This is a genomic window from Candidatus Nitrosopumilus sp. bin_68KS (genome assembly GCF_054095825.1).
Map to the genome: position 1 here is coordinate 79,994 of NZ_JBSWSP010000008.1, position 12,324 is coordinate 92,317.

The window sequence follows — 12,324 nt, forward strand, 5'->3', positions numbered from 1 at the left end:
TGATAAAACCTAATAAACCAGAAAATCTTGGTTGTCATATTTGAAGGCATTAGTAATTGGATATGGTTCAATTGGAAAAAGACATACAAATAATTTAATGATGTTAAAACAAATTGAAATTTCAGTATGTAGTAAAAATAAAGAAGCATTGCAATTAAAGAAAAAAGGAATTAAGGTATATGAAACAATTGAAAAAGCACTTAAAGAAAAACATGATATTGGAATTATTTGTAATGAAACCAGTTTACATATTGAAACTGCGATAAAATTAGCTAAGAAAGATTATCACATATTTTTAGAAAAACCACTATCAAATTCTTTAAAAAATATTTCATTATTATTGAAATTAATTAAAAAGAAAAAGTTGATCACCATGATTGGATGCAATATGAGGTTTCATGAAGGAATTAAAATGGTGAAAAAAATGATAGATAAAAATGAAATTGGTAGAATTATATCAGCATCATCAGAAAATGGATCATATATGCCTGACTGGCATCCTTGGGAAGATTATCAAAAAAGTTATGCATCGCAAAAAAAACTCGGTGGAGGTGTAGTTTTGACTCAAATACATGAAATAGATTATCTTTATTGGTTTTTTGGAAAAATAAGTGAAGTATTTGCAATTACTGGAAAATTAAGTGATTTACAGATAGATGTTGAAGACTATTGTGAAAGCTTATTAAAATTTAGAAATAATATCGTAGTAGATCTACATCTAGATTATTTTCAAAAACCTAGTAAAAGAACGTGTAAAATTATTGGTGTAAAAGGACAAATAAAATGGGATTGGAAAAATAATCATGTTCAAATTTTTAAATATAGAAATAATAAATGGAGAACAAAATTAATTGATAAAAAAATGGACCGAAATAAAATGTATTTGGATGAAATGAAATATTTTTTAAACTGTGTTAAAAAGAAAAAAATCCCTATGAATTCAATTAAAGATTCCATTGAATCACAGAAAATTGCTTTAGCAATTAAGGAATCAGCAAAAAAGGGACATAAAATTATAATTAAATAAATTTTAGGAGTTTATTTTTTATTATCATCTCAGCTGTTTTAAATTCTAATTCAGTATCAATCATCAAACCAGATACTGGTGGAATTTCAAAAGGTAGTCCTTTAGGAGGATACTGATTTTTGTATTTCATGAATTGTTTTGTATCATATACAAAAAGGCCATTTAATTGATAGACTTTTGGGGCATCTTGCCTTCGAGTAGGTTTAATTTTCATTTTTTTAGAGAATTTCAAATATCCTTTAGAATCAATTTCCATCATGTTAAAATAAGGATTGAAATGTTGGACATAAACTCCATAAACTGCATCACATTTACTTTTTTTTAATAATTTAATACTTGATTCAATATCAGAATTACGTAAGAATGGAACTGTACAGTCACGATTAACAAATGTATCAAAATTATATCCTAAAGAATTTAGTTTTGAAACAGTATGGATTAAAACTTCGGCCATTCCGGTTGTATCTTTTGCTAAATTTTTGGGCCTCATAAAAGGTACTTCTGCACCATATTTTTTTGAAACTTTGGCAATTTCTTCATCTTCTGTAGAAACTACCACACTACTAAATAATCCAGATTTTAACGCATTTTCAATGGAATGTGCAATAAGAGGTTTATTTACCAATAATCTAATATTTTTTCTCGGCACTCCCTTTGAACCCCCTCTTGCAGCAATAATACAAATTGGTTTCATGAAGTTTAAGCTGAATGAAAGGTTATAATTCTAATCATCTGATAATAAATAGAAATTGAGGAAATCTAAGAAAAAAATAATTGTTACAGGGTCAGAAGGAATATTGGGAAAAGAAATTTCCAAATATCTTCAAAAAGATAATGTAGTTTCAAAATTAGATTTAAAATTAGGAAATAATCTAAATGATGAGGATTATGTAAAGAAATGGTTTTCAGAAAATCATGGAGAGTATTTGATTAATTGTTTTGCAGTAAACGATCATTTAACTCAAAAAAGGAAAAAAGGAACATTATTTGATTATGATTTAGAATCATTTAGAAAAACTATGGAAGTGAACATAGTATCATTATTTTCAGTGTGTAGAGAATTTGCTAAAAATAATAAAAATGGCGGGATAGTTAACTTTTCATCAATTTATGGACTTCAATCGCCAAATCCTGATTTATATAATAATTCACATAAAGAAATTGGATATTGTGTATCAAAATCAGGAGTAATTAATTTAACAAAATATTTAGCTGTTCATTTAGCCCCAAAAATCAATGTAAATTGTATTGTCCCAGGAGGAGTCATAAATCTGCAAAATAAAGAGTTTATAAAAAAATATTCAAAATTAACACCAATGAAAAGAATGATGATGAAAAATGAAATTAATGGATTGGTTGATTTTCTATGCAGTAAAAATTCGAGTTATATGACAGGTTCAATATTAGTTGTGGATGGAGGTTATTCTTCATGGTAAATTTTATTAATTTTCAGAAAATGGATCAGTTTGTGATTTTACAAATTCTAAATCATGTTCGACCATAGATTTTACCAATGCTTTAAAATTCATTTTAGGAATCCATCCTAATTTTGTTCTAGCTTTTGAAGCATTACCTACCAAATCATCAATATCAGTTGGTCGTAAAATTGATTTGTCAATCTCAACTAAATCATGCCAATCACCTAATCCTGAATACTCTGTTGCCAAAGTAAGAAATTCTTCTACAGAATGGGATTCCCCAGTAGCAATAACATAATCTTCAGGATTCTTTTGTTGAAGCATCAACCACATTGCTTCAACATAATCTCCTGCAAAACCCCAATCACGTTTTGCATGAATATTACCCAAGTTGAATTTTTTTTGTTTTTTATATTTTATTTGAGCAAGTTCATATGTAATTTTTCTTGTAACAAATTCAAGACCACGTAATGGGGATTCATGATTAAATAAAATACCGCAACATGCAAAAATTCCATATGCTTCTTTGTAGTGATTTGTTATATGATGAGCAAAAACTTTGGCTGCACCATATGGACTTCTTGGTCGAAATTGAGTATTCTCATCTTTTATACCAGGAAAATTTCCATACATCTCACTAGATGATGCTTGATAAAATTTTGCATCAGGCGAATTTTCTCTTAAAGAATCTAAAACTCTTAAAGTTCCTAGTCCAGTTATATCCGAAGTTAAAATTGGTTGTTGAAACGAAGCACCTACAAAAGATTGAGCAGCTAAATTATACACTTCATCAGGTTCTGCTTGTCTAATAGCTGAATTAATTGATGTTTGATCTGAAAGATCAGCCTTGATTTTTGTAATTTCATCAAAAGTCCCTAGTTCTTCTACTCGTTCAAAACACCGATGACTGGTTCTTCTAAAAGTTCCAAATACATTATACCCTTTTTCTAGTAAAAATTTTGATAAATATGCACCATCCTGACCAGTCACACCAAATATCAATGCATTTTTCATGATATAATCAAACCTACTTCTGTTATCTTATCTAAAAATTCTTCGAATCCTTTTCCTTTTTGTTCATGACCTTTCCACACCTCAATAGCAAAGCTTTTTTCATTATTTTTATTAAGAATAGGTATTACCTTATCAAACGGTAAATCACCTTCACCAAATTGTAATCCTTCACCGTCAACACCACTTGCATCAGATAAATGAAAATGATTTGTATAATCCTCAATTTGTAACAGTTCATCTACTACAGATAATTTATTTTTGTTACAATAGAGATGTGAATGACATAAATCATAACACACTTTCAATCCAGTTTCCATACAATATTTTTTCATTTCAGAAGTACTCAAAAAAACATTACAATTCCAACGACCACCAAAAAACCAAGCATATGGAGGCATGTTTTCTAAAAGAAAATCCACATTTTTAAAATCTAATTTCTCTATGGAATTTACTATCATATTTTGCATTTTTTCAACATCAGATTTTGTGGATTCATTTAATGAATAACCACCAGGATGTACTATTAATGTAGGTTTTCCAACAAAATTTTCATTTAGAGAAATTGTTTTATCAATTGCTTTTTGGATTAACTCTAATGATTTTTCTCTGGAATGGACTTGATTAGTTTCTTTTAAACTCACAATATCTAATAATTTTCTTTCAAAATATTCATAGCAATGAACAATTAATCTTTGATCAAATTTTTCATTTAATTCAAGATTAAGATCACTATCAGAGAAATGGAATTCTAAAACTTTAGGATTAAATTTTAACATATCATCAAGGTCACGTTTACGAACTTTCATTCCAAGAATCATGGTAAATCATCAATTTGAAGATATTCATTTTTTTTAAAATTTCTAGGGGATTTTTTTCCAATAATCTCAAAATAATATTGAGGAGAAATCCCCCTTGCAGGAGTTTTAATTTCAATATTTTGTGCAGAAAATAATTCACCTTGTTGGATATCATTTGAACAAACAATACTTTTTCCTAAAACTTCTCTTTGAAGAGTTTCACCTCTGGTCATTTTTTTGACAGGTACTCCTTTTGCTATTTCTGAATCTCTAATATTCTGTACTAAATTTTTAAATTCATCAGGTTCAAGAGATGCTGATTGATCTAATCCTTCCATGGTTTTATCTAATGTGATATGGCGTTCGATAATAACTGCTCCCATGTTTGCAGCAAGAATAGATGGAAGTATAACAGATTCATGTCCACTATATCCTATAGGTACATTAAATTTTTCTCGTAACATTGGAATTAATGAAAGATTTAATGATTCTATTGGAGATGGGTACGTACTATTACAATGTAATAATGCAAATTTAGAATTATGTTCCATTACAAAATTAACAGTTTTTTCAATTTCCTCTATGGTAGACATTCCAGTAGAAATAATCATGGGTTTGTTAAATTTTGAGATATAAAGTATTAATGGGAAATTTGTTAAATCTGCAGAAGCAATTTTGTATGCTGAGATGTTTAATTTTTCTAAATAGTCTACACTTTTAGTATCCCATGGCGTACAAAGAAAAGTAACATTTTTTTCTTTACAATAATTCACAATTTCTTTAAAATCATCTTCCTCAAATTCCACATCATTTAGAACATCAATCAATATTTCAGTTCCTTGACTATCTAGTGATGGATCATCCAATATTTCTTTTTGATATAAGGATTCCAAATGACGCTTTTGAAATTTAACGGCGTTAACACCTGCATTAACAGCTGCATCAATAAGCTTTTTTGCTAAAACTAAATCTCCATTATGGTTGATTCCAATTTCAGCAATGATATAACAAGGTTCATCATATCCAACTTTAACTCCATCAATTTCAAATTTATTTTTAAAACTATAATCCACACTTGGCAAAAAAAAATGGCATATTTATTTTGTCATATGTTTTTTAAAATACATCTAAAAATGAAAGAAATAGGCACGATTTTATAAAAAAAGAAAAATACAATAACAAATTAAAAAAAAATAATCTAAGGCTTAAATAATAAAAATTAAGAATCTGATGAATGACAGATAAAATTATTGTTTGGTTAGGCAATGATTATACACATTATTGTCTTTCATATGCTCTTCAAGAAAAAATGGATGGTGATCTATATGGAATTACAGAAATTACATCTAGACCAAAAGAATTTTTTGATTCTCAAAAAATTGTAGATTTCAAAAAAATTTGGTTTTTTCATGATCATATTAAACAAAAAAAATCTGAACCTGATATTGAATATTTATCCAAATTTGAAGAAAAATATCAAATTGATTTATGGAAATTAGTTTTAAATGAAAGGATTTTTTTATATTTTAAAAATTTTCATAATTTTTCATATAAAGAAATTCTAAATATTTTGGAGCAAGAATGTAAACTTTTTGAGTCTATTTTGGACAGAGTTAAACCAGATTTTCTAATGACAAAACTTCCTAGCTTACATCACCAAGAACTATTTTATGAAATGTGTATAAATACAGGTGTTAAAGTCTTAGCATTAAACTATACAATTTTAGGAAAGCATTCAATGATTTCACAAGATCAATCCAGATTAGATAAAATAGAAGAATTAAAGAATATTGAAATAGAAGGTAAAGATTGGAATGAATTACAAAAAACTCTACAAAAATTTGATTTGACAGATTCGTTGAAAAATAAAGTAATAAAATCTGATTCAGGTAAAAAAGAAAGTATAACTGCCCTAAGAGAATTTTTATTTAATTTTGATTCAGGAAATCTGAAGACACATTATACATATTATGGAAGAACAAAATTCAAAGTCTTACTAAATTATTTTAAAGAATTTCTCAAAACAAAATATCGTAAAAGATTTGTAGATAATAATCTAATTAAAAAAATAAATTTCCCCAATCCATTTATTTATTTTCCATTGCATATGGAAATGGAGAGAGCATTATTAATTTCAGCACCATTTTACACTAATCAAATTGAGGTGATAAAGAATATTGCAAAATCTTTGCCAATTAATTATAAATTAGTGGTCAAAGAACATCCTGCTCAAATAAAAAGATCTTGGAGACCAATTTCTGAATATAAAGAAATTATGAGTATTCCAAATGTTATTTTATTACATCCAGATTTCGAAAATCGAATACTTTATGAACGATCTCAGGCAACAATTACAATATCAGGAAGTGCAGGTTTTGAGGCATCTGCATATGGAAAACCTGTAATTACCTTTGTGGAAACAAATTATTCAGTATTACCAACAGTGCACACATTAAAAGAAATTCAAGAATTACCTAAACTTATTAAAAAAATAATTTCTGAGAAATGTAATCCTAATGATTTTGAAAGTTTTATTAATGTATTGGAAAAAAACTTATCTAAATTTGATTGGCCAGATTTTTTACTTAAAATAGACAAAGAATTTTTTTATGGTGGAAAAATACACGATGTAAAAATTTCGGAAGAAAGAATGAAAGGATTTTTGGACGAAAATAAAAAAATACTTTCAAATTTTGCTGATGAGCATGTGAATAAAATTAAATCGTTTAAAGAAAATAGTTAAATTTAGATTGTCAGGAATGAAATAATTGAATAAAGTACAAGAATCTGTTGAGAAGATAAAATTATTATCATATATAATTAAATTAAATTTAAAAAAATCTAAAAGAACATCAAAAAAAGTAATAGAAGAATATGAAAATTGGTGGAAACCATATGAAGGAAAGGAATTAGATAAAACTATTGTTTATAGTAATTTACTTAGAATGAATGAGATAGGGGTTTTTTCAGTAAATAATAAAATGATTAAAACGATTAGGAAAGATTATGATGAAAAATATACAAATCAGTTTATAGAAATAATGAGAAATAATTTTGAAAAAGATGAACCAATTATAGAATTGGGAAGTGGTGTAGGTTCAAAATTATTTGTTTTAGCAAAAAATGGGTTTTCGAATCTTAAGGGATTTGAATTAACTCACCAAGGAGTGAAAATTGCAAATGATTTTGCTAAAAAAAGAAATTATTCAATTGAATTTGAACAATTGAATATAGCAGAAAGTCTTCCAAAAAAAGAATTGGAGAACAAAGTTATTTTTACATATGCTGTTCTTGAGCAATTGAAAAATTATATGGAAAATATTATTTCAAATCTAATATCAGTAAATCCAAAAAAAGTAATCAATTTTGAGGTAAATTATGATGATTCTTCTTTACTTACCAAAATGTATCTAAATTCCGTAGATTATCAAAATAATTTAATGCTGAATCTGAAAAAATATCAGAGTAAAAAGAAAATAAAGATTTTATTTAATAAAAAATTAAGTATTCAATTTTCACCTGTAAATCAGCTATCAAGTATTATTTGGGAACCTGTAAAAAATTAAACAGGATAATTTGATGATGAGAATTCATCCTTGATTTTTTAAAAATTCTCTATCTTCTTCTAAAGATCTTTTTAATCCTTCATTTGGTTCGTGATTTTTGTTTATTTCTAATAGTTCAGGTTCTGAATTTATCAAATTTAAGATATCTTTTAGATGAATGGGTCTCGAATGAATCTTTGATATAAAAATTTTAACCAGACGTAGATCTTCAGGAAAATCTACGGTCCATCTTAAATTAGATAAATCTAAGACGTGTTCAAAATTTTTTATTTTAAATTCTTTTTTGTGATTACGAAAATACGGCGTAACATGTTCACGTTCAGATGGTAATTTGGCATTTTCCCATGCTTTTTTTAATGCAATAAGAGTAAAAATTTCAGTTTCATTTCCATCAGGGAAAGTTCGAGGGAACGTATTTGTAACATAGTCATAATTTTTAGATAGAAAAATTTCAATACCTTGATCAACTATTAATGGATCTATTAATGGACAATCCGCAGTTATTCGAATAATATTGTCAACATTGAAAAAAGTTGCACATTGAAAATACCTATCAAGAACATCAGTACTGTTTCCTCTAAAAACATCAATTCCTAAATTTTTAGAAAAAGTTTCTATTACATCATCTTCTTCCAATACTGTTGTAGCAACAATGATTTTATCAATTTTTTTACAATGTTTTAATTGTGAAATTGTATAATACAAACTAGAGTATTTCCCATCAACTGTTTTCATTACTTTTCCAGGTAGTCTAGTAGAACCCATTCGTGCTTGAATAATGCAACAAATCACAATATAACATATCAGAGGTTTTTTATTAATCAAATGAAAAACAGTATAAAATCAAAAAGCCCAAAATAATACAAGATAAGATATATGTAAAAGATATTTCGCCTTAATTAGATGGTAAGTATTAGTATTGATGGAAAAAAAATCGGTGATGGATTTCCATGTTATACAATTGCTGAAGCAGGAGCAAATCATGATGGCACTTTAGATAAAGCTCTAAAATTAATCGATGCTGCTAAGGAGGCTAATTCGGACAGTATAAAATTTCAAACATACAAAGCTGAAAAATTGACTACTAAAACAGCACCAAAATATTGGGAAGATGGGAATTCTAAAGAAACTCAATACGATGTCTTTTCAAAACTTGATCATCTTACAAATAACGAATGGAAGGAAATTTTTGAATATGCTAAATCAAAATCAATTACATGTTTTTCAACGCCATTTGATGAAGAGAGTGTAAATTTGTTATATTCTTTAGATACACCAGCATTCAAAATAGCATCTGCAGATATTACTCATATTCCACTTATCAAATTAATTGCTAAAAAACGATTACCAATTTTTATTTCAACAGGAATGGCAGCGGATGAAGAGATTAATTATGCAATAAAAACCATTGAAAATGAAGGTAATCATGATATTGTAATCATGCATTGCATTACATCTTATCCGACAGAACCCAAAGATGCAAATTTATCAATGATAAAGACATTAAAAGAAAAATTTCCAAATTATGTAATTGGATATTCTGATCATACTATTGGAACAAATATTGGAGTATATTCAACATTTTATGGTTCTACTTGTATTGAAAAACATTTTACTTTTGATAGTGCTTTGACGGAAAGCCCAGATCATAGGTTATCATTAGATATCAAAGGATTCAAAAGATTAGTTGATGAATTGAGAATTGCAGAAATTTCAAAGGGAGAAGCCATTAGAAATGAATTTGATTCTGAAAAAGAGGCAATCAAATATGCAAGAAGGAGTATTGTATCTACAAGAAAAATTAATGAAGGTGAGAAAATATCAAAAGAAATGTTAGATGTAAAAAGACCAGGTACTGGAATTCCCCCAAAATTTTTTGATGAAATTATTGGAAAGATTGTAAAAAAAGAAATTGATGAAGATCAACCAATTCAATGGGATAATGTATATGAATAAAATTGAAAAAGAAAATGTCATAATTATTTTATCACGAAGAGGAACAAAAAATATTGCTAGACAAAATGTCAGGCTTGTAAATGGTAAACCTCTGATTTACTACATAATTAAGAAATGTCAAGAAATAAAATCGGCAGATATTTTTGTTAGTACTGATTCTGAAGAAATAAAGCAATTATCCGTTTTATATGGAGTAGATTGGTTAGATAGACCTCTATCTTTAACAAAAGATCAAACACCAATGGAAAAAATTGCATATAAATCATTAATCCAATTAAAAAAGAAAAATTTGAATTATAAAAAATGCCTAATATTAAATCCACATTTTCCACTGATTAAGACATCTACCATTAACAAATTTTTTTCAGAGTTAAACAATAAAAAAGAAACAATTTTTGGATTTCAGAAAGATGTTGAAGCTGAATATATTAAAATTCATAAAACAAGAAAAGGGAAAAAACTTGAATCAATTTATAACAATCTTGCAGAAAAAAGAAAAATTCTATCATTTAATTGTAAGAAATTCTTATCTGAGAAAAAATGGAACAAGCCTGAATATGGTATTGAATTAAGAAAGTCAGAAATATTTTCACCAGATAGCTATCATGATTTTGGAATTTTAGAAAATATCATGAAACGAAGAAGAATTCTTGTCAGATTAGACGGTAGTAAGTCAATTGGTTTAGGTCATGTATACAATATGTTGACAGTTTTGAATCATTTTAGAAATGATGAAATTCTTATTTTAATGAATAATAAAAAATGCTTAGGAAAAGAAAAACTAGAAGAAAACTTATTTAAAGTAAAATTATTTTCCACTGAATCAGAATTATTTAAAGAAATAACAAAATTCAGGCCAGATATTATTTTTAATGATATTTTAAATTCTAAAATAAAATATATGAAAAAAATAAAAAATAAAAAATGTTTTGTAGTCAACTTTGAAGATTTGAAAGAGGGTAGAAAATTAGCAGATTTAGTTTTTAATCCCATTTTTTCAAACTATAAGAAATTTAGGAATGAATTTTATGGTGCAAATTTTGCTTGTGTAAGAGATGAATTTAGGATTTTTAAAAGAAATACCATAAGAAGAAATATTGAAAAAGTAACTATAACATTAGGAGGAGTTGATTCTAATAACAATACATTACGTGTAATTGATTTAATCCAGAAAAATAAAATTCTGAAAAATATTCATATCAATGTAATTCTAGGATTTGGTTTTAAACACAAAATAGAACTTACAAAAAAAATACATCAGATGGAAAAAAATAACTATAACATTAAAATTATTGAGAAAACAGATTTTATTTCAAAATACATTATTGATTCTGATTTTGTCATTACATCAAATGGAAGAACAGTTTTTGAGATTGCTTCATTGAAAATTCCTATCATTTCACTTTCTGTCAATTCACGTGAAGGACTTCATAATTTTGTTAAAGAATCAAAAACAGGGTTTCAAATTGACTTTACAAATAAGACATCAGAAAAAGAATTTATCAAAGCAATTTCGTCAATACAAATGTTTGCCAAAAGAAAAGAATTTCTCAAAAAGTTAGAAATAATTCAGTTAGAAAAAGGAATCGAAAGGGTTGTTCATATAATTAATTCAGAATATGATATGAAAAAATTAAATTTAAAATTAGATGATTAAAATTTTGATTATATAAAACTCAAGTTAGCATATGTTAAAAAAATTCTTGGAATTTTTATAACAGAATTCTATTACCAAGCAGTCCAACCACCATCAATAACGAGATTTGAACCTGTCATATATGACGATGCATCTGATGCGAGAAAAATAATTGCTTCCACATATTCATCTTTTTTTGCCATTCTTCCCAACATAGTTTTTTCTGAATATTTTTTTATAAATTTAGTACCTTGTAAATTTTCTACACCACCAGGAGATAGTGTATTTACTCTTATTCCAGTTCTACTCCAATACGAAGCTAAATATCTTGAAAAATTGATTACTCCAGCTTTTGTTACAGAGTAAAATGCCGCTGCATTTTGACCACTATCACCATAAATCCTCTGATCAGGTGCAACTAGACCATAAGTTGATGAGATGTTAATTATATTCCCATTTTTTTGTTTTAACATAATTTTTCCTACTTCTTGACAACACAAAAAAATTCCCGTTAAATTAATTGATAAAGCGTTATTCCAATCAGAAAGAGGGAAATTTTCAAAAGGGGTTGTTCTAAGTTTATCGTTTCCTTGATAAGCAGCATTATTAATCAAAACATCAATTTTTGAAAATTTTTTAATGGTTTTTGCAACCATGTTTTTAATAGAATTTTTTTTTCTAAGATCTAATTTTACAGGAAGAGATTCAATCGAAAATTCATTTTTAATTTCTTTTGCAATTTTTTTACATGCATTATAATTAATATCTGCAAGAACGACATTTGCTCCAGAGCGACTTAATCCCTTTGCATATTGAGAACCTAAATTTCCGGCTGCACCAGTGATAATCACAACCTTATTTGACATGTCAAAAAATTTTTTCATCTATTTTAATTTGAAATAGTATTCCT

The 12,324-nt window shown here is 26.9% G+C and carries 12 protein-coding genes; 6 read left to right on the plus strand and 6 right to left on the minus strand.

What is annotated here, in order from left to right; genetic code table 11:
- Positions 1 to 40 precede the first annotated feature (40 nt).
- Positions 41 to 1,027: a Gfo/Idh/MocA family protein gene (locus ACW9W3_RS02530; RefSeq protein WP_457764595.1), complete on the plus strand. Its 987-nt coding sequence runs from the start codon at positions 41 to 43 to the stop codon at positions 1,025 to 1,027.
- Here ACW9W3_RS02530 and ACW9W3_RS02535 read toward each other — a convergent pair.
- Positions 1,020 to 1,721 (minus strand): acylneuraminate cytidylyltransferase family protein, encoded by a 702-nt coding sequence (locus ACW9W3_RS02535; protein WP_457764596.1) that lies wholly within the window; start codon positions 1,719 to 1,721, stop codon positions 1,020 to 1,022. The two genes, ACW9W3_RS02530 and ACW9W3_RS02535, sit on opposite strands and share 8 nt — an antisense overlap.
- 55 nt (positions 1,722 to 1,776) lie before the next feature.
- Between ACW9W3_RS02535 and ACW9W3_RS02540 the strand changes: the two genes are divergently transcribed.
- On the plus strand, positions 1,777 to 2,463 hold the full coding sequence (locus tag ACW9W3_RS02540) for an SDR family oxidoreductase (protein ID WP_457764597.1): 687 nt from the start codon (positions 1,777 to 1,779) through the stop codon (positions 2,461 to 2,463).
- Positions 2,464 to 2,469: 6 nt separating this feature from the next.
- On the opposite strand, the gene ACW9W3_RS02545 is transcribed toward ACW9W3_RS02540, so the two are convergent.
- From ACW9W3_RS02545 to ACW9W3_RS02555, 3 genes are read right to left on the minus strand one after another with little or no spacing between them, the layout of a single operon-like run.
- On the minus strand, positions 2,470 to 3,459 hold the full coding sequence (locus ACW9W3_RS02545) for a GDP-mannose 4,6-dehydratase (protein ID WP_457764598.1): 990 nt from the start codon (positions 3,457 to 3,459) through the stop codon (positions 2,470 to 2,472).
- Positions 3,456 to 4,277: a TIM barrel protein gene (locus ACW9W3_RS02550; RefSeq protein WP_457764599.1), complete on the minus strand. Its 822-nt coding sequence runs from the start codon at positions 4,275 to 4,277 to the stop codon at positions 3,456 to 3,458. The genes ACW9W3_RS02545 and ACW9W3_RS02550 overlap by 4 nt, the downstream gene beginning before the upstream one ends.
- Positions 4,274 to 5,329 carry an N-acetylneuraminate synthase family protein gene (locus tag ACW9W3_RS02555; RefSeq protein WP_457764600.1) on the minus strand — a complete coding sequence of 352 codons (1,056 nt, stop codon included), beginning with the start codon at positions 5,327 to 5,329 and terminating at the stop codon, positions 4,274 to 4,276. The genes ACW9W3_RS02550 and ACW9W3_RS02555 overlap by 4 nt, the downstream gene beginning before the upstream one ends.
- A gap of 161 nt (positions 5,330 to 5,490) precedes the next feature.
- Here ACW9W3_RS02555 and ACW9W3_RS02560 point away from each other — a divergent pair, with 161 nt between their 5' ends.
- Both ACW9W3_RS02560 and ACW9W3_RS02565 read left to right on the plus strand, forming a co-directional pair.
- On the plus strand, positions 5,491 to 6,999 hold the full coding sequence (locus ACW9W3_RS02560; protein ID WP_457764601.1) for a capsular polysaccharide export protein, LipB/KpsS family: 1,509 nt from the start codon (positions 5,491 to 5,493) through the stop codon (positions 6,997 to 6,999).
- 25 nt (positions 7,000 to 7,024) lie between these two features.
- Positions 7,025 to 7,822, plus strand: a complete 798-nt coding sequence (locus ACW9W3_RS02565) for a class I SAM-dependent methyltransferase (RefSeq protein ID WP_457764602.1) — start codon at positions 7,025 to 7,027, stop codon at positions 7,820 to 7,822.
- Positions 7,823 to 7,846: 24 nt separating this feature from the next.
- On the opposite strand, the gene ACW9W3_RS02570 is transcribed toward ACW9W3_RS02565, so the two are convergent.
- Positions 7,847 to 8,614, minus strand: a complete 768-nt coding sequence (locus ACW9W3_RS02570) for a cytidylyltransferase domain-containing protein (RefSeq protein ID WP_457764603.1) — start codon at positions 8,612 to 8,614, stop codon at positions 7,847 to 7,849.
- A gap of 111 nt (positions 8,615 to 8,725) precedes the next feature.
- Here ACW9W3_RS02570 and ACW9W3_RS02575 point away from each other — a divergent pair, with 111 nt between their 5' ends.
- Together ACW9W3_RS02575 and ACW9W3_RS02580 are read left to right on the plus strand one after the other, a co-directional pair.
- Positions 8,726 to 9,778, plus strand: a complete 1,053-nt coding sequence (locus ACW9W3_RS02575; RefSeq protein ID WP_457764604.1) for an N-acetylneuraminate synthase family protein — start codon at positions 8,726 to 8,728, stop codon at positions 9,776 to 9,778.
- Positions 9,771 to 11,435 (plus strand): cytidylyltransferase domain-containing protein, encoded by a 1,665-nt coding sequence (locus ACW9W3_RS02580; protein ID WP_457764605.1) that lies wholly within the window; start codon positions 9,771 to 9,773, stop codon positions 11,433 to 11,435. The genes ACW9W3_RS02575 and ACW9W3_RS02580 overlap by 8 nt, the downstream gene beginning before the upstream one ends.
- Before the next feature lie 71 nt (positions 11,436 to 11,506).
- Here ACW9W3_RS02580 and ACW9W3_RS02585 read toward each other — a convergent pair whose 3' ends face one another.
- Complete coding sequence (locus tag ACW9W3_RS02585; RefSeq protein WP_457764606.1) at positions 11,507 to 12,298, minus strand: SDR family oxidoreductase; 792 nt, start codon at positions 12,296 to 12,298, stop codon at positions 11,507 to 11,509.
- Positions 12,299 to 12,324: the final 26 nt, after the last annotated feature.